At 41.0% G+C, this 19529-nt stretch carries 13 protein-coding genes, 3 rRNA genes and 3 riboswitches; all 16 genes read left to right on the forward strand.

The genetic code is table 11. The features are described 5' to 3' along the window. Window positions 1-60: 60 nt before the first annotated feature. The 16 genes from MHI34_RS10295 to purS all read left to right on the forward strand — a co-directional run bounded on the left by MHI34_RS10295 (window position 61) and on the right by purS (window position 19527). Complete coding sequence (locus tag MHI34_RS10295) at window positions 61-1005, forward strand: MoxR family ATPase (RefSeq protein WP_058845189.1); 945 nt, start codon at window positions 61-63, stop codon at window positions 1003-1005. Further along, a complete protein-coding gene (locus MHI34_RS10300; RefSeq protein WP_058845188.1) occupies window positions 1002-2183 on the forward strand; it encodes a DUF58 domain-containing protein in 1182 nt (393 codons plus the stop codon). The genes MHI34_RS10295 and MHI34_RS10300 overlap by 4 nt, the downstream gene beginning before the upstream one ends. Then, entirely contained in the window at window positions 2180-4363 is a 2184-nt protein-coding gene (locus tag MHI34_RS10305; RefSeq protein WP_342504402.1) for a transglutaminase domain-containing protein, read from the forward strand. The genes MHI34_RS10300 and MHI34_RS10305 overlap by 4 nt, the downstream gene beginning before the upstream one ends. A 32-nt stretch (window positions 4364-4395) precedes the next feature. Then, window positions 4396-4497, forward strand: a riboswitch (purine riboswitch). Between the two features lie 156 nt (window positions 4498-4653). Continuing rightward, window positions 4654-6207: a glutamine-hydrolyzing GMP synthase gene (gene guaA, locus MHI34_RS10310; protein ID WP_036124553.1), complete on the forward strand. Its 1554-nt coding sequence runs from the start codon at window positions 4654-4656 to the stop codon at window positions 6205-6207. Between the two features lie 186 nt (window positions 6208-6393). Next, complete coding sequence (locus MHI34_RS10315; protein ID WP_271911043.1) at window positions 6394-7062, forward strand: MOSC domain-containing protein; 669 nt, start codon at window positions 6394-6396, stop codon at window positions 7060-7062. Window positions 7063-7279: 217 nt separating this feature from the next. Next, window positions 7280-7381, forward strand: a riboswitch (purine riboswitch). A gap of 126 nt (window positions 7382-7507) precedes the next feature. Next, the gene (locus tag MHI34_RS10320; protein WP_036124549.1) at window positions 7508-8809 is read left to right on the forward strand and encodes an NCS2 family permease; all 1302 of its coding nucleotides are present in this window, start codon (window positions 7508-7510) and stop codon (window positions 8807-8809) included. A 488-nt stretch (window positions 8810-9297) separates the two neighbouring features. After that, window positions 9298-10849, forward strand: a 16S ribosomal RNA gene (locus MHI34_RS10325). 306 nt (window positions 10850-11155) lie between these two features. Next, a 23S ribosomal RNA gene (locus MHI34_RS10330) occupies window positions 11156-14083 on the forward strand. 187 nt (window positions 14084-14270) lie between these two features. Next, window positions 14271-14386 (forward strand): 5S ribosomal RNA (rrf, locus tag MHI34_RS10335). Together the 16S, 23S and 5S rRNA genes form the textbook arrangement of a ribosomal RNA operon. Window positions 14387-14502: 116 nt before the next feature. Next, window positions 14503-14778: a hypothetical protein gene (locus MHI34_RS10340; protein ID WP_036124085.1), complete on the forward strand. Its 276-nt coding sequence runs from the start codon at window positions 14503-14505 to the stop codon at window positions 14776-14778. Window positions 14779-14920: 142 nt separating this feature from the next. Next, complete coding sequence (locus MHI34_RS10345; RefSeq protein WP_089934989.1) at window positions 14921-15115, forward strand: NETI motif-containing protein; 195 nt, start codon at window positions 14921-14923, stop codon at window positions 15113-15115. Window positions 15116-15208: 93 nt separating this feature from the next. Next, window positions 15209-15307: riboswitch (purine riboswitch) on the forward strand. Between the two features lie 209 nt (window positions 15308-15516). After that, window positions 15517-16005, forward strand: coding sequence for a 5-(carboxyamino)imidazole ribonucleotide mutase (purE, locus tag MHI34_RS10350; RefSeq protein WP_089934991.1), 489 nt, complete (start codon window positions 15517-15519; stop codon window positions 16003-16005). After that, window positions 16002-17126 carry a 5-(carboxyamino)imidazole ribonucleotide synthase gene (gene purK, locus MHI34_RS10355; protein WP_036124076.1) on the forward strand — a complete coding sequence of 375 codons (1125 nt, stop codon included), beginning with the start codon at window positions 16002-16004 and terminating at the stop codon, window positions 17124-17126. The genes purE and purK overlap by 4 nt, the downstream gene beginning before the upstream one ends. 13 nt (window positions 17127-17139) lie before the next feature. Beyond that, window positions 17140-18435 carry an adenylosuccinate lyase gene (gene purB / locus MHI34_RS10360; protein ID WP_089934994.1) on the forward strand — a complete coding sequence of 432 codons (1296 nt, stop codon included), beginning with the start codon at window positions 17140-17142 and terminating at the stop codon, window positions 18433-18435. A 130-nt stretch (window positions 18436-18565) separates the two neighbouring features. Continuing rightward, window positions 18566-19276 carry a phosphoribosylaminoimidazolesuccinocarboxamide synthase gene (gene purC, locus MHI34_RS10365; protein WP_089934996.1) on the forward strand — a complete coding sequence of 237 codons (711 nt, stop codon included), beginning with the start codon at window positions 18566-18568 and terminating at the stop codon, window positions 19274-19276. 2 nt (window positions 19277-19278) lie between these two features. Beyond that, the gene (purS, locus tag MHI34_RS10370; RefSeq protein WP_342504403.1) at window positions 19279-19527 is read left to right on the forward strand and encodes a phosphoribosylformylglycinamidine synthase subunit PurS; all 249 of its coding nucleotides are present in this window, start codon (window positions 19279-19281) and stop codon (window positions 19525-19527) included. The last annotated feature ends 2 nt before the right edge of the window (window positions 19528-19529 follow it).

Below are 19529 nucleotides of genomic sequence, written 5' to 3' on the forward strand. Positions count from 1 at the left end.
AGGATAAGTTATCGTGCAATTCACACAATTGCCTGATGGAATGGGAGGCTTTTTTGATTTATGAATTCTCAAATACAGGATGTTTTAGAAAATATAGAAAAAGTAATGATTGGTAAAAGAGAGGTTGCTGAGCTTAGTATTGTCGCATTATTAGCGAGAGGGCATGTCTTGTTAGAGGATGTACCTGGAGTAGGAAAGACGATGATGGTGCGAGCGCTTGCGAAATCCTTTGACGCTCAGTTTAAGCGCATTCAATTTACACCAGATTTATTGCCTTCAGATGTAGTTGGTATATCTATTTATAATCCAAAAACAATGGAGTTTGAATTTCGCCCAGGACCAATTATGGGGGATGTTGTATTAGCAGACGAAATAAACCGTACGTCGCCAAAAACACAATCTGCCTTATTAGAGGGCATGGAGGAGGCATCTGTCACAATTGACGGAAAAACACTGCTAATTAACCAGCCATTTTTTGTTATGGCCACACAAAATCCGATTGAACATGAGGGTACCTATCCTTTACCAGAGGCACAACTGGATCGCTTTTTATTGAAGATAAAAATGGGTTACCCATCTAGAGGGCAGGAAGTAGAAATTTTGCGAAGAGCTGAAAATGGTAAACCAATTGAAAAAATCGAATCAGTGTTATCTGTAACGCAATTAATTGAATTGCAGGAGCTTGTTCAGGGCGTGTATGTGGAAGATTCAGTTAAAAATTATATGGTGGAGCTTGCTGCCCAAACAAGGGAAAATAGCTATGTTTATTTAGGGGTGAGTCCGCGGGCAACATTAGCGCTAATGAAAGCTTCTCAAGCTTATGCATTTATGAAAGGGCGCAGCTATGTGACACCCGATGATGTTCAATATCTTGTGCCATTTGTCTTTAACCATCGTTTAGTTTTAAAACCAGATGCACGCTACGATAACGTAGCCGCAGACGAAATAATCAAGCGCATTATTGCGAGTACACCTGTTCCGACTAAAAGGTTTGCAGAACAATGAAGAAATGGAAAGGCTTTTTAGAAAAAAGCAAACATTTTTTATTGATTACCTTTTTGATGGTCGTAACATTTAGTTACGCTATGTTCCAAGGAGGATTCGTCAGCTGGTTTGTATTTTTTACGGTTAGTCCATTTTTAGTGTACGCACTCTTGTTCTTTGTAGTGAGAGAAGATATTTTACTTGTAGAGCGTAAAATTGAACCAAATCATATAGAACGAGGGCAATCGGCAAAGGTGTTTATTACGATAGAAAGAAGAACACGTTTCCCATTTGCCTATATCATGATGGAGGAACTTGTAGATAGTGAGGGGTTAGTACAGGCTAAAATAGAAAATTCAAATGCCATTAAGTTTGTTGGTTTTAGGAAAAAATTTAGCTGGCATTATGACTTGGAAAAGATGCCTCGTGGAGAGCATCGCTACTTAGGGGTTACAATGGTTTTCTATGATTTCTTTGGCTGGGCAAAAAAGCCTGTCATAGCAGAAAAGGAACAAACTATTTTAGTTTATCCGAGAATCAGGGAGATGAAATACGCTACCCTTCAAACGAAATATGATGTTGGCTCTATGATGTCACCCTATTCCATTGTAAAGGACACATCTATGGCTGTTGGGTTAAGAGAGTATGTTCCAGGAGATCGCTTTTCATGGATTCATTGGAAATCATTTGCGAGAACGCAAACCTTACAATCGAAGGAGTTTGAGGATCGACAATCTTCAGAGTTATTGCTCGTATTAGACGCTAAAAAATCTCCAATGTTTGAAGAAAAAGTGGAGTTAGTAGCATCCATGCTACAGATGATTGTTCAAGAACGAGGAGATTTATCTTTTATTTCCGCTGGAGAAATGACGAAAGTATTCCCGGTTATACAAGGTGAAAAGCAATTAGATCAGATTATGTATCATTTAGCCGCTATAAAGCCTATAGAGAATGTCAAATTCAGATTTTATGATCAGCAATCTTTTAAGCAAGTTGCAACATTGCTTTATGTGACAAGTGATGTATCAGAAGAATTACTACATACTCTTGCGAATTTAGTGAAAAGCTGTATTTGTTTTGTAGTGGCAAAACAGCCACCTGTGCAATCTGAGCTTATGATGCGTTATAAACATATACAAATCGTTTATGTAGACCCAACAGATTTTTATCATTTATTCACGGAGGTGATGAAACCGTGAAACGACCATTAGGGGAATTTATAGAATTAACCATTGCGTATATTATTATATTCTTCATTTTGCGTGAATGGCTTATTCCTATTATGCAATTAACGAATACTGGCGGGATGCATCTCTTCCTTGTGTTTATTGGTTTATCTCTAGCGTTAAGTTTATTCCGAATACATCCAATATTATCTGGATTAGTGAAGTTAGGCTATATTACTTGGCTTATTGTCTTCACTTATAGTACAAGCCCCGTTTTTTCAGGAGAAACTTTACCGTTTTTATTGTCTGAATGGACAGGGAATATGGCCTCTATACTATCGGGGGATTTTGGACAAGTATCAAATGCCTTTAGGACAGTGCTATTTCTTGTATTAATTTGGATGCTTGTTTATTTAATTCACCATTGGGTTTCAGTGCGGAAAAATATATTTTACTTTTTTGCTATGACTGTCTTCTTTATTGCCACATTAGATACGTTTAGTGATTATGATGGTAAAGCGGCTATTGTAAAAGTTATTGTACTTGGATTAATTATGACAGGAGTACTCTTTGTTAAACGTCTATGGCTTCAAGTTGAGACAACAAGTACTATACTGGAGAAATGGAAAATTGTTATTCCGATGCTTGTCTCAGTATTGCTTGTTAGCTCTGTCGCATTCTTTTTACCAAAGACAGGACCAACATGGGCAGATCCTGTGCCATTCATCCAAGAAATTACTGGCCAAGCTGGAAGCGGAACTGGGGAAAAATCAGTTGGCTATGGCCAAGATGATAGTCAGCTCGGAGGCCCATTCCAAGGGGATAATACATTAATTTTCACGGCTTCTTCTCGTGATCGGCATTATTGGCGTATTGAAACAAAAGATACGTATACATCAAAAGGCTGGATTATTTCGGATGGAAACTTTGGCAAAAATGTCTATGAAACAAATACACCCATTCATACTTCTTTACAAGTAGGATTACCAGAAAATGAGCGACAAATTCAATTAGATATTGCTGTTCCAATGCCATTTTTGATTCAAACTTATGGTTTATTATCTGTTTCAGCTCAAGACGCCACTTTATTTATTCAGGATGAGCAGACTGAAAAAATGACGATAGAGCAGCAGGCGGGTGAATCAAAATCGTTATCAAACTACTCATTGTCTTATAGTGAACCAGTTTATAGTATGGAGCAGCTTCAATTGTCATATCCTACTACACTTGAAACATTAGATCCTTCATATAATCGTTTTCTACAATTACCAAACCAGCTGCCGCAGCGTGTAAAAGATTTAGCTTCTGATATAACACAAGGTAAAGCTACGATATACGATCAAATTAAAGCTGTGGAAAGTTACTTTAGAACCAATGGCTTTAGATACGATAAAAATGAAGCGGCAATTCCTGCTGAAAATCAAGATTATGTCGATCAATTTTTATTCGATACTAAAGTAGGCTATTGTGATAATTTCTCCACTTCGATGGTTGTGCTTTTACGTTCACTAGGCATACCAGCAAGATGGGTTAAAGGCTTTGCACCTGGCACAACAGGACCGATAACAGACGGACTACGCGAATATCGAATCACGAATGACAATGCGCACTCTTGGGTGGAAGCATATATACCTGGCACGGGTTGGATGGAGTTTGAACCTACCATCGGCTTTACAGGTAATGTGAATATTGATTATGATATACCACTAGATACAGCTGATCAGGAAGAAGTATTACAGCCGGAAAAAAAACCAGAGCAGCCCCAACCACAAGAAAAGGTATCTGAAAAGGAACAGTCTTCATCAACATTTAAATTAGATGCGGTGTGGACATGGTTGAAAAAATTCACTTATGTGTGGATTGCCATCGTGGTTTTACTGATCATTACTAGTATTACGTTATACTTACAACGTAAAACATGGATTCCGAAGATGCATGTGCGTGTATATCGCAAAAAGGTAGCGGATTGGTCAAACTTCGATTCTTCTTACCATGTATTGTTGAAGCAATTATCCCGTATTGGATTGCGTAGAAGAGATGGGGAAACATTGCGTGCGTTTGCTGAGCGAGTAGATGCTGCGCTAGAGACAGATGAAATGCAAAAGCTGACAGAAGTATATGAACAACATGTTTATGGAAAAGATAAGGAAGAAGTCGATTTTAGAGAGCTGAAAGAAAGTTGGGAATATTTAATCAATCGCACTATCAGTTGATTTTAATGTGTACAAAGAGTAAAATGAAAAAAATTAAATGCAAGGATTGCTTTCATATAAGTTCGATAATAGGGTTCGGATGTTTCTACGAAATCACCTTAAATGATTTCTCTATGAAGGCGGATGTTTTCGTTAGGTGAAAAGTATAGTAAATCACTTTACTTTGCTACGCATTCGCCTTTATCACTATTCTAGAGCTTATGAACGCGTAGAAAGTTTTTTTACTTTCTTCGCGTTTTTCTTTGAACAAATGAAAATATCCTTTAAAAATAGTAGAAGAGGTGGAAATTTTGACAGCTAGCCCTTTATTAAAAGAGCAAGAAAAAATCGTTGTACTGGACTTCGGTAGCCAATTTAACCAGTTAATTACGCGTCGTATCCGTGAATTTGGTGTTTTCAGTGAATTGCACCCACATACGGTAACTGCGGAAGAAATTAAAGATATGAACGCAACGGGTATTATTTTTTCAGGTGGCCCAAACTCTGTTTATGATGAAAATGCTTTCCATGTGGATCCAGCTATTTTTGAATTAGGTTTACCAATATTAGGTATTTGCTATGGGATGCAATTAATGGCACATACAAATGGCGGTAAAGTTGAAGGTGCTGAAACGCGTGAATATGGTAAAGCGGAAATCAAAGTCACTACTTCAAATAAGTTATTTGGAGACTTACCAACTGAGCAAATCGTGTGGATGAGCCATGGTGACCATGTAACAGAAGTTCCAGCTGGATTTGAAGTAATTGCTACAAGTGCATCTTGTCCGATTGCTGCAATGGCAGATGTAGAACGCAAATTATATGCTGTACAATTCCATCCAGAAGTACGTCACTCTGTTTATGGTAATGACTTACTACGTCAATTCGTATTCGATATTTGTGAGGCAAAAGGCGACTGGTCAATGGCTAACTTCATTGAGCTTGAAATCGCAAAAATTCGTGAAATAGTTGGCGATAAAAAAGTATTATGTGCTCTTTCTGGCGGTGTAGATTCATCAGTTGTAGCAGTTTTAATTCATAAAGCAATCGGCGATCAATTGACTTGTATGTTCGTAGACCACAACTTAAACCGTAAAGGTGAAGTTGAACAAGTAATGAAAACATTCACAGAAGACTTTGATATGAATCTTATTAAAATTGATGCTCGCAAACGTTTCATGGACAAACTTGCAGGTGTATCAGATCCGGAGAAAAAACGTAAAATTATCGGTAATGAATTTATTTACGTATTTGATGAAGAGGCATCGAAGCTTGAAGGTATGGATTTCTTAGCACAAGGTACTCTATACACAGATATCATTGAATCTGGTACTTCAACGGCGCAAACAATCAAATCACACCATAATGTTGGTGGTCTTCCAGAAGATATGCAATTCCAATTAATCGAGCCACTGAAAACGTTATTTAAAGATGAAGTTCGTGCGCTAGGTTTAGAACTTGGTCTTGATGAAAAAATCGTTTGGCGTCAACCATTCCCAGGTCCTGGATTAGGTATTCGTGTACTTGGTGAAGTTACAGAAGAAAAATTAGAAATCGTTCGCGAAGCAGATTTCATTTTACGTGAAGAAATCGCAAATGCTGGTCTTGACCGTGACATCTGGCAATACTTCACGGTATTACCTGATATCCGTTCAGTTGGTGTAATGGGCGATGCACGTACGTATGATTACGCAATCGGTATCCGTGCTGTAACATCTATCGACGGCATGACTTCTGACTGGGCACGTATCCCTTGGGACGTACTAGAGAAAATCTCTGTCCGCATGGTAAACGAAGTAAAACACGTGAACCGCGTGCTGTATGATATTACATCTAAGCCACCAGCAACGATTGAGTGGGAATAACAGCAACTGCCCTAAAAGCCTTGAGAGGTTTTTAGGGTTTTTTGATTTGATCATTTTTAGTCTATTCATAGATTGTATGATTCGAATTATATCAAGGTTAAAGCAGCAATTGCTGGTAAAGTGCTGTATGTAGTAAACTAAATGAATGCAAAAGAATTGTACTATTCAGATTAGGGGGGGATTTAAATGGAGAAAAATAGGCCAATAATTCACACACTTGCTGTTGGAATGCCGAAAGAATTGCTTGATAGTAAAGGACGTTCGATGATTACAGGAATTGAAAAGCAACAAATGCAAGAGGTTTATTTGTCATCACGTGGCTTCGAAGGGGATGATGTGGCAGATAAAAAACATCATGGTGGCCCAGACCGTGCAGTTTGTTTATACCCTGCAGAGCATTACATACAATGGGAACATGAACTTGGAAAACCGTTGCCTACTGCTGCATTTGGTGAAAATTTAACAGTAACGAATATGTTAGAAGCGGATGTTTGTATTGGGGATATTTATAAAATAGGTAATGCCGTCATACAAATCACACAAGGACGTATTCCATGTAGTACGATTGATAGATATACTGAGGCAACCACATTACTTAAACGTTTAATTGAAACAGGTTATACAGGTTATCTTGCACGCGTACTGGAGGAAGGGTCAATTTGTGCAGATTCAACAATAGAAGTTGTGGAAAAGCATCCTGCGCGTATCACAGTTTTGTACGGCAATGAAGTGTACTTTAAAAATAAAGATGCGATAGCTATGAAACAAATACAAGCAGTGGATGCATTAGCGGATGATTGGAAAGAAAAACTAGAAAAAAGGATTCAAATCTTACAAAGTAAAGTGATGAATTAAGTCATAACGTTCAAGGGACGATCCTCTAGAATTCGAAAGAGTTCCAGGGGGTTTTTGCTTTTTATTGATTACAGAAATGTTCAGTACTACGTTTATTTAGCGGTGAATTAGTTGAATATGAACATTAAATAAGAATTTTACACGAACTTTCGTATTTATTTTTGTAAAAATGTTCGGAAATGGGGTTGAAATCTAAAAAGTGAAATGATATATTACGAATGTAAATTAAATACGTCGTCGTATAATGTCGGGAATAAGGCCCGTGAGTTTCTACCAAGTTACCGTAAATAACTTGACTACGATTTGGGTTTATCTATGTATAAACACTAATTTATTTCACACACTATGGTGATGAAATATATCGTAGACATGCGACTAGTAGAGTAGTCAGCGTGTCTTTTTTGTTTTCGATATTGAAGACGACCATACGGAGGATTTTTTGATAATGAAAAAATATTTCATGTTCGATGAATTAGGAACTAATTATCGCCGAGAAATAATTGGTGGTATTACAACCTTCCTTGCAATGGCATACATTCTAGCTGTTAACCCAAGTATTCTAGAAAATGCAGGGATGGATAAAGGTGCTGTTTTCGTAGCAACAGCATTAGCAGCAGCAGTCGGTTCTTTGATTATGGGGATTTTCGCTAAGTTCCCAATTTCACTTGCTCCTGGGATGGGATTAAATGCATTCTTCGCATTTACTGTAGTCGGAGCTTATGGTATTCCATGGCAAACTGGTTTAACAGGTGTATTCTTTTCTGGAATTATCTTTATCATTTTATCTTTAACGGGTATTCGTGAAACTGTTATTAACGCCATTCCAGTACAACTTAAATATGCTGTTTCAGCAGGTATTGGTTTATTTATCACATTTGTAGGTTTACAAGGTGCAGGGATTATAGTTGATAGTCCAGCGACATTGGTAACTTTAGGAACTTTTACTGGAGCTACATTACTAGCAGTATTCGGAATCATTCTTTCTGTTATTCTTATCATTAAATTCCGTAGTATTGGTATTTTCTTAGGGATGGTCATTACTGCGGTTATTGGGATGATCACAGGTATCATTGATCCCCCAACAGCAGTTGTTTCGGCTATTCCAAGTGTAGACTCTACATTTATGGTAGCATTGGAACCACTTGGTGACATTGGAACGTTATTTAATGTGAAGTTTTTAGTAGTAGTGTTAACATTCCTGTTTGTAGATTTCTTTGATACAGCAGGTACTTTAATGGCTGTAGCGACACAGGCTGGCTTAGTAAAAGATAATAAATTACCACGTGCAGGACGTGCCTTAATGGCGGATGCGCTAGCAACGACAATCGGTTCTTTATTTGGTACATCAACAACAACAGCGTATGTAGAGTCAACTTCTGGGGTAGCAGCGGGTGCTCGCTCAGGGTTCTCAGCAGTCGTAACTGCAGTACTATTCTTAGTAGCTTTATTCTTCTCACCATTACTAGCTGTTGTAACACCAGCAGTAACTGCACCAGCTCTAGTAATCGTAGGGGTACTGATGGTATCATCATTACGTCTAATTGATTGGGATAAATTCGAAATAGCAGTACCTGCATTCTTTACAGTATTAATGATGCCACTTGGTTATTCAATTGCTACTGGTATTGCAATCGGTTTTGTATTCTATCCAATTACAATGTTATTAGCGGGTCGTAAAAAAGAAATTCATCCTATGATGTATGGCTTATTCTTTGTCTTCCTTGCGTACTTTATCTGGGTAAGATAGTTAAATATATTTTGAAAGGCACCTCAATTGTTAGGTAAGAAACTAACAATTAGAGGTGCTTTTTCATTGACAACAAAAATAACACGAAACTATTTTGGGGTTTAAGACATTCAAAATAGAGCATAGCCTAAACAAATCAAGTTATTAATTTTCTACATTATATAGAAGAAACTTGATTTCGAATAAATAAGAATAGTTTTACTTCAATGAAACTCTTGCAAACTTATTTTTAAGATGATATATTTAAACACGTTGTTACGAGATAAACGAACAACTAAAAAAATATTAACATAAACGGTTGACATGAAGTTAACATTATGTTAAATTATAAAAAGTTACTTGATGTAACTATTAAATGAACCTTGAAAACTGAACAAGCAAAACGTAATCAATAAAGTTTCAAATAACTAGCTTTGCTTAGTGAACGAAACAAAATTTTGGACATCAAAATTGATGCCAGCAAAACAATTTGAGCTATTCAAATTTCTTTTATGGAGAGTTTGATCCTGGCTCAGGACGAACGCTGGCGGCGTGCCTAATACATGCAAGTCGAGCGAACAGAGAAGGAGCTTGCTCCTTCGACGTTAGCGGCGGACGGGTGAGTAACACGTGGGCAACCTACCTTATAGTTTGGGATAACTCCGGGAAACCGGGGCTAATACCGAATAATCTGTTTCACCTCATGGTGAAACACTGAAAGACGGTTTCGGCTGTCGCTATAGGATGGGCCCGCGGCGCATTAGCTAGTTGGTGAGGTAACGGCTCACCAAGGCGACGATGCGTAGCCGACCTGAGAGGGTGATCGGCCACACTGGGACTGAGACACGGCCCAGACTCCTACGGGAGGCAGCAGTAGGGAATCTTCCACAATGGGCGAAAGCCTGATGGAGCAACGCCGCGTGAGTGAAGAAGGATTTCGGTTCGTAAAACTCTGTTGTAAGGGAAGAACAAGTACAGTAGTAACTGGCTGTACCTTGACGGTACCTTATTAGAAAGCCACGGCTAACTACGTGCCAGCAGCCGCGGTAATACGTAGGTGGCAAGCGTTGTCCGGAATTATTGGGCGTAAAGCGCGCGCAGGTGGTTTCTTAAGTCTGATGTGAAAGCCCACGGCTCAACCGTGGAGGGTCATTGGAAACTGGGAGACTTGAGTGCAGAAGAGGATAGTGGAATTCCAAGTGTAGCGGTGAAATGCGTAGAGATTTGGAGGAACACCAGTGGCGAAGGCGACTATCTGGTCTGTAACTGACACTGAGGCGCGAAAGCGTGGGGAGCAAACAGGATTAGATACCCTGGTAGTCCACGCCGTAAACGATGAGTGCTAAGTGTTAGGGGGTTTCCGCCCCTTAGTGCTGCAGCTAACGCATTAAGCACTCCGCCTGGGGAGTACGGTCGCAAGACTGAAACTCAAAGGAATTGACGGGGGCCCGCACAAGCGGTGGAGCATGTGGTTTAATTCGAAGCAACGCGAAGAACCTTACCAGGTCTTGACATCCCGTTGACCACTGTAGAGATATAGTTTCCCCTTCGGGGGCAACGGTGACAGGTGGTGCATGGTTGTCGTCAGCTCGTGTCGTGAGATGTTGGGTTAAGTCCCGCAACGAGCGCAACCCTTGATCTTAGTTGCCATCATTTAGTTGGGCACTCTAAGGTGACTGCCGGTGACAAACCGGAGGAAGGTGGGGATGACGTCAAATCATCATGCCCCTTATGACCTGGGCTACACACGTGCTACAATGGACGATACAAACGGTTGCCAACTCGCGAGAGGGAGCTAATCCGATAAAGTCGTTCTCAGTTCGGATTGTAGGCTGCAACTCGCCTACATGAAGCCGGAATCGCTAGTAATCGCGGATCAGCATGCCGCGGTGAATACGTTCCCGGGCCTTGTACACACCGCCCGTCACACCACGAGAGTTTGTAACACCCGAAGTCGGTGAGGTAACCTTTTGGAGCCAGCCGCCGAAGGTGGGATAGATGATTGGGGTGAAGTCGTAACAAGGTAGCCGTATCGGAAGGTGCGGCTGGATCACCTCCTTTCTAAGGATTATTTCGGAATACAAACCTAGGGTTTGTAAGATTACGTTTTGCGTTCAGTTTTGAAGGTTCATTCTTCTGAATGAAAATCTTCAAAACTTGTTCTTTGAAAACTGGATAAAACGACATTGAAATTGTAACAAACACATTTATTTTTTAAGTTTTTTTATAGGCTTAATAACATTAAAAGGTTTCAAGACACGAGCAGTTCTAGGAAGCAATCGAGTGAATGAAGGAGCGTACTTGAGTACGTGACTGATTGAACGAGTGAAGCTGACAACGAAATGTGATGTGTATTGAAAGCCGTTAGGTTAAGTTATTAAGGGCGCACGGCGAATGCCTTGGCACTAGGAGCCGAAGAAGGACGGCACTAACACCGATATGCTTCGGGGAGCTGTAAGTGAGCTTTGATCCGGAGATTTCCGAATGGGGGAACCCACTACGTTTAATCGCGTAGTATCTTGACGTGAATACATAGCGTCTTGAAGGCAGACCCAGGGAACTGAAACATCTAAGTACCTGGAGGAAGAGAAAGAAAAATCGATTCCCTGAGTAGCGGCGAGCGAAACGGGAAGAGCCCAAACCAAGAGGCTTGCCTCTTGGGGTTGTAGGACACTCAATACGGAGTTACAAAAGAGCGAGTTAGATGAAGCGACTTGGAAAGGTCCGCCAGAGCAGGTAAAAGCCCTGTAGTCGAAAGTTCGTTCTCTCCTGAGTGGATCCTGAGTACGGCGGAACACGTGAAATTCCGTCGGAATCCGGGAGGACCATCTCCCAAGGCTAAATACTACCTAGTGACCGATAGTGAACCAGTACCGTGAGGGAAAGGTGAAAAGCACCCCGGAAGGGGAGTGAAAGAGATCCTGAAACCGTGTGCCTACAAGTAGTTAGAGCCCGTTAATGGGTGATAGCGTGCCTTTTGTAGAATGAACCGGCGAGTTACGATTACGTGCGAGGTTAAGCTTTAGAAGGCGGAGCCGCAGCGAAAGCGAGTCTGAATAGGGCGAAATAGTACGTGGTCGTAGACCCGAAACCAGGTGATCTACCCATGTCCAGGGTGAAGGTAAGGTAACACTTACTGGAGGCCCGAACCCACGCACGTTGAAAAGTGCGGGGATGAGGTGTGGGTAGCGGAGAAATTCCAATCGAACTTGGAGATAGCTGGTTCTCTCCGAAATAGCTTTAGGGCTAGCCTCGTGATGAGAATACTGGAGGTAGAGCACTGTTTGGACTAGGGGGCCATCCCGGTTTACCGAATTCAGACAAACTCCGAATGCCAGATATTTATACACGGGAGTCAGACTGCGAGTGATAAGATCCGTAGTCAAAAGGGAAACAGCCCAGACCACCAGCTAAGGTCCCAAAGTAATCGTTAAGTGGAAAAGGATGTGGCGTTGCACAGACAACCAGGATGTTGGCTTAGAAGCAGCCATCATTTAAAGAGTGCGTAATAGCTCACTGGTCGAGTGACGCTGCGCCGAAAATGTATCGGGGCTAAACGATTCACCGAAGCTGTGGATTGACATCTACGATGTCAGTGGTAGGAGAGCGTTCTAAGTGCGTTGAAGTCAGACCGGAAGGACTGGTGGAGCGCTTAGAAGTGAGAATGCCGGTATGAGTAGCGAAAGACGGGTGAGAATCCCGTCCACCGTATGACTAAGGTTTCCTGAGGAAGGCTCGTCCGCTCAGGGTTAGTCGGGACCTAAGCCGAGGCCGATAGGCGTAGGCGATGGACAACAGGTTGATATTCCTGTACCACCTCCTCACCGTTTGAGAAATGGGGGGACGCAGTAGGATAGGGTAAGCGCGCTGTTGGTTATGCGCGTCCAAGCAGTAAGGCGTGTGTGTAGGCAAATCCGCACACTGTAACGTTGAGCTGTGATGGCGAGTCCGTATGGACGAAGTTCCTGATTTCACACTGCCAAGAAAAGCCTCTATCGAGGTGAGAGGTGCCCGTACCGCAAACCGACACAGGTAGTCGAGGAGAGAATCCTAAGGTGTGCGAGAGAACTCTCGTTAAGGAACTCGGCAAAATGACCCCGTAACTTCGGGAGAAGGGGTGCTCTTGAGCGTGCAAGCGCATGAGAGCCGCAGTGAATAGGCCCAGGCGACTGTTTAGCAAAAACACAGGTCTCTGCAAAACCGTAAGGTGACGTATAGGGGCTGACGCCTGCCCGGTGCTGGAAGGTTAAGAGGAGTGGTTAGCGCAAGCGAAGCTGCGAATTGAAGCCCCAGTAAACGGCGGCCGTAACTATAACGGTCCTAAGGTAGCGAAATTCCTTGTCGGGTAAGTTCCGACCCGCACGAAAGGCGTAACGATCTGGGCACTGTCTCAACGAGAGACTCGGTGAAATTATAGTACCTGTGAAGATGCAGGTTACCCGCGACAGGACGGAAAGACCCCGTGGAGCTTTACTGTAGCCTGATATTGAATTTTGGTACAACTTGTACAGGATAGGTAGGAGCCAGAGATCTCGGAGCGCCAGCTTCGAAGGAGGCGTCGGTGGGATACTACCCTGGTTGTATTGAAATTCTAACCCATGCCCCTTAGCGGGGCAGGAGACAGTGTCAGGCGGACAGTTTGACTGGGGCGGTCGCCTCCTAAAAGGTAACGGAGGCGCCCAAAGGTTCCCTCAGAATGGTTGGAAATCATTCGTAGAGTGTAAAGGCACAAGGGAGCTTGACTGCGAGACCTACAAGTCGAGCAGGGTCGAAAGACGGGCTTAGTGATCCGGTGGTTCCGCATGGAAGGGCCATCGCTCAACGGATAAAAGCTACCCCGGGGATAACAGGCTTATCTCCCCCAAGAGTCCACATCGACGGGGAGGTTTGGCACCTCGATGTCGGCTCATCGCATCCTGGGGCTGTAGTCGGTCCCAAGGGTTGGGCTGTTCGCCCATTAAAGCGGTACGCGAGCTGGGTTCAGAACGTCGTGAGACAGTTCGGTCCCTATCCGTCGTGGGCGTAGGAAATTTGAGAGGAGCTGTCCTTAGTACGAGAGGACCGGGATGGACACACCGCTGGTGTACCAGTTGTCTTGCCAAAGGCATCGCTGGGTAGCTATGTGTGGACGGGATAAGTGCTGAAAGCATCTAAGCATGAAGCCCCCCTCAAGATGAGATTTCCCATTACGCAAGTAAGTAAGATCCCTCAAAGACGATGAGGTAGATAGGTTCGAGGTGGAAGTGTGGTGACACATGGAGCTGACGAATACTAATCGATCGAGGACTTAACCAAAAATGTTTGAACCATTCAATGAACCGTTTATCCAGTTTTGAAAGAACAATTTCTTTTATAAAGGGTTTCAAGATACGAGTAGTTCGAGGAAGCAATGGAGAGAGGGAAGGAGCGTACTCAAGTACGTGACTGACTGAACGACAGAAGCTGACGAAGAAATGCGATGTATATTGAAAGCCGACCATAGTCTAGTGATGATGGCAAAGAGGTCACACCCGTTCCCATACCGAACACGGAAGTTAAGCTCTTTAGCGCCGATGGTAGTTGGGGGCTTCCCCCTGTGAGAGTAGGACGTCGCTAGGCAATTTAAAAAGTCATGGATATATTCCATGGCTTTTTTTTGTTTTATGAAATATTCATAAAATGCTATAATAAATTATGTACATATTGATTGATCTTGATTCACAGGAGGAATCAAAATGAGGCGTAACCTTTTTACGGCTATTTCGATCTTGAGTCTACTACTTATATTCTTTCTGTTTGGTTATGATTCAACGAAATGGTATGGAGGCTTTTTTACATTTCTCTATCAAGTCAATATGTTTATGCCCTTTATTTTAGGTGGTTTAGGCATTGTTAGTGCTCTCTTAGGCATTAAAGGCTATCGCATGGTTCTTGTTGTCCTTCATTCATTCCTACTATTATTATTTTTAGGTATCTATTTTAAAGCTTTTTATGGATTTAATGAACCTTAATTAAAACTGCGGATATGAATCTGCAGTTTTTTCTATTGAAAGAACCTCATTATATGTTCTTACATACTTCTTTAAGCAACAAAAGGTATAATGTAATACAAGTAGTAAATATGTAAAATGTGAAGTGGAAAGGAAGAAAAAGTTGGGGAAAAAGCAAATTTGGTATGAGGTACAAGAAAATGAGTCGATCGAGGATTGTTTAGCAAGAATGCAGCAGGATGGTTTCATGGCCATAGGGCGAAAAGAAGAGCCGCTTTTTCATATAGTAGATGGTGAACCAGCCTTTTTGCGTCAAAAAATTCAATTTAAAGCTATACCTACTCAAGATACTGAATAAATTTGACCAAAAACCGAACGTTTTTTTTACACTTATAAAAAACGTTCGCATTTTTGCATTGACGATAAGGCAATCCCTTGTTAAAATGTGATAAGGAAAAACAAATAAATCCCCCATATATGCTAGAGGATTGGCTCTAGTGTCTCTACCCGGCACCGTAAATGCTGGACTATGCGGGAAAGCACTTTTGGCATATTACGAGAAGATCCTTGTGCAGTTATGTACATGGAGATATTCTTGTCTTACTAAGTCCTCAAGTAAACTGCTTTCACGTGTAATAGTAGAGAGTAGTTTATTTGGGGATTTTCTTTGTAAATAGATAAAAATTGCAGTAGCTATTAATAATAGAGGCTTGCACAATAATTGATCATTTTTCTATCGTTTAAAAGGAGCGACAATTTATGAATCCGAAAATCGGTGTCATTATGGGTAGTTCAAGTGACTGGGAAACAATGAAACATGCATGTGATATTTTAGATGAATTACAAGTACCGTATGAAAAAAAGGTTGTATCTGCACATCGTACACCTGATTTAATGTTTGACTATGCAGAGACAGCTCGTGAGCGAGGACTACAAGTAATTATCGCTGGGGCAGGTGGAGCTGCACATTTACCTGGAATGGTAGCAGCTAAAACAACATTACCTGTCATTGGTGTACCAGTTCAATCACGTGCACTTAACGGACTCGATTCATTATTATCTATCGTTCAAATGCCTGGTGGTGTACCTGTAGCAACTGTAGCGATTGGCAAAGCGGGAGCAACAAACGCAGGATTACTAGCAGCTCAAATTTTGTCAACAACAGATGCTGTACTTGCTAATAAATTAGATGCTAGACGTGAAGCAACGAAGCAGCAAGTATTAGAAAGCACAGGTGACTTAGTGTGACGAAGATTATTTATCCTGGACAAACGATAGGTATTATAGGCGGAGGACAACTTGGTCGAATGATGGCGCTTGCTGCAAAGGAGTCAGGTTTTAAAGTGGCTGTTCTTGAACCTGCAATGGACTCGCCGTGTGGGCAGGTAGCTGATATTCGTATTGTAGCTCCATATGATGATGAAGCTGCTTTAGAAGAACTTGCAGAAGTAAGTGATGTTATCACTTATGAATTTGAAAATATTGATTATGAAGGCTTAAAGCGCTTATCACAAATGGCTTATGTTCCTCAAGGAGCAGAGTTGGTACGTATTACACAAAACCGTATAACAGAGAAAGACGCTATTGTGAAGGCTAGTTGCCCAGTAGCACCATATATTGTTGCAAAAACTTATGAAGAATTAGTAGCCAATATTGATTCGATTGGTTATCCTTGTATAGTCAAAACAGCAAGAGGTGGTTATGATGGCAAGGGACAGCAGCTTTTAAAGTCAACTGAAGATTTACCTTTAGCGAAAGAACTATTCACACATTCTCAATGTATTGCAGAAGGTTTTGTCCCTTTCCTAAAGGAAGTATCGGTCATTGTTCAAAGAAATGGTCATGGTGAATCGTATTGTCAGCCAGTTGGAGAGAACATTCATGTTCATCATATTCTGCATGAAACAATTGTGCCTGCTCGCATATCTGAAAGCACAGCTCAAGCTGCGGAACGAGAAGCTTTAAAAATTGCAGATTACTTACATTTAGTAGGAACGCTAGCAGTAGAAATGTTTGTGTTAGAAGATGGTAGCATTGTTATTAATGAATTAGCACCAAGACCTCATAATTCTGGTCATTATTCAATAGAAGCGTGTAATGTTTCACAATTCCATCAGCATATTCGTGCTGTTTGTGGTTGGCCATTACGTAAGCCAGAACTTTGGGCGCCATCCATTATGGTCAATGTATTAGGGCAGCATGTCGTGCCACTCAGTAACTCAATTGCTAAATATCCTGAATGGTCCATCCATCTTTATGGGAAAGCTGAAGCTAAGGTAAACCGTAAAATGGGCCATGTAACGATTATGACAAAAAGCTTAGAGGAAACACTACAACAAATCGAGAGTTCTGGCATTTGGTCAGAATAGAAGGAGAAACGCGATGATTGAACGTTACACAAGACCCGAAATGGGCGCAATTTGGACAGAACAAAATAAGTACCAAGCTTGGCTAGAGGTTGAAATTTTAGCATGTGAGGCTTGGGCAGAGATAGGCGATATTCCAAAAGAGGATGTTGCTAAAATTCGTGAAAATGCTTCATTTGATGTGAATCGCATTTTAGAAATTGAACAAGAAACACGTCATGATGTTGTAGCCTTTACGCGTGCCGTTTCGGAAACACTTGGGGAAGAGCGTAAATGGGTACATTATGGTTTAACTTCTACAGACGTAGTAGACACAGCACTTTCTTATTTAATCAAACAAGCAAATGATATTTTGCGCAAGGACATCGTGAATTTCATTGATATTATTGCGGCTAAGGCAAAAGAGCATAAACATACGGTGATGATGGGACGTACACATGGTGTTCATGCAGAACCAACAACTTTTGGTTTAAAACTTGGTTTATGGTATGAGGAAATGAAGCGTAACCTTGAACGTTTTGAAGCAGCAGCCAAAGTAATTGAAACAGGAAAAATGTCTGGAGCTGTTGGAACATATGCCAATATCGATCCTCGTGTTGAGCAATATGTTTGTGATCAACTAGGTCTTGCTGCATCACCGATTTCAACACAAACTTTACAGCGTGATCGCCATGCGCAGTATTTAGGTGCATTAGCTTTAGTTGCTACATCAATTGAAAAATTCGCAACAGAAATTCGCGGCTTACAGAAATCTGAAACGCGTGAAGTAGAAGAAGCTTTTGCAAAAGGGCAAAAGGGCTCATCCGCAATGCCACATAAACGTAATCCAATCGGTTCTGAAAACATGGTTGGGATGTCTCGTTTAATGCGTGGATACATGGTGACAGCTTATGAAAATGTAGCTTTATGGCATGAACGTGATATTTCTCATTCATCTGCAGAGCGCGTTATTTTACCGGATGCAACAATTACTCTTAACTATATGCTTAATCGCTTCGGTAATATTGTGAAAAACTTAACAGTATTCCCTGAGAACATGAAACGTAACATGGAACGCACATATGGTCTTATTTATTCTCAACGCATCTTATTAGCATTAATCGATAAGGGATTAGTACGTGAGGAAGCTTATGATACAGTACAACCTTTAGCAATGCAGGCATGGGACGAGCAAGTTCAGTTCCGTACATTGGTCGATGCAAGTGAAAAAATCACATCTTATTTAACAAAAGAAGAGCTGGATGAGTGCTTTGATTATAACTACCACTTACAGCATGTTGATATGATTTTTGAACGACTAGGACTTAACTAATATTTATTTAGCCATCTAAAAGTAAATGTTAGAGCCACCAGTAAATGTTTCAGAGTTGAATCGTGGAGACACGGTTCAATTCTGATCATTCATAACAAGCGTATCTCATAATATCAGGGGGAAAAACGACATGACTAAAGGTCAACTTTTGTATGAAGGTAAAGCAAAAAAATTGTTCACAACAGAGGAGCCAAATGTGCTACTAGTTGAGTACAAGGATAGTGCAACAGCATTCAATGGCGAAAAAAAAGAAGAAATTGACGGCAAGGGCATTTTAAATAATCGCATTACTTCATTAATTTTCGAAAAATTACAAGCAAACGGAATTGCGTCACATTTCGTAAAACAATTATCAGATACACAACAACTTGTAAAAAAAGTAGAAATTATTCCGATTGAAGTTGTTGTTCGTAATATTGCCGCAGGAAGTTTAGCAAAACGTCTTGGTCTTGAAGAGGGAACAGCCTTAAAACGACCAATCGTAGAATTTTACTATAAAGACGATGCGTTAGGCGACCCACTCATTACGACAGAACATATTGACGTTCTGGATCTTGCGACACCTACTGAAGTAACAGCCATTTATGATGGAGCACTAGCTGTTAACAAAGTTCTACAGCCAATCTTTGCAGATATCAATGTAACATTAATTGATTTTAAATTAGAGTTTGGCCGTGATATGGATGGCAATGTATTATTGGCAGATGAAATTTCACCAGACACATGCAGACTTTGGGATGCAACTACAAAGCAAAAGTTAGACAAAGATGTTTTTCGTCGAGACCTTGGTAATTTAACTGAAGTTTATACTATTATACTTTCTAGACTCGGAGGCAAATAACAATGAAAAAAGTAAAAATCTATGTAACATTACGTGAGAGCATTCTTGATCCACAAGGCTCTGCAGTACAAGGTTCTTTAGCTAAAATGGGCTACGGTGAGGTAGAAAATTTACGTATCGGTAAATATCTTGAGCTAACTCTTAAAGACTCAGAACGTGACATTGATACTCTAGTAAAAGAAATGTGTGAAAAGGTTTTAACGAACGTTGTAATTGAAGACTACCGTTTTGAAGTCGAGGAGGCTAACTAATC

This window comes from Lysinibacillus sp. FSL L8-0126 (genome assembly GCF_038630385.1).
Taxonomy (GTDB): domain Bacteria; phylum Bacillota; class Bacilli; order Bacillales_A; family Planococcaceae; genus Lysinibacillus; species Lysinibacillus fusiformis_D.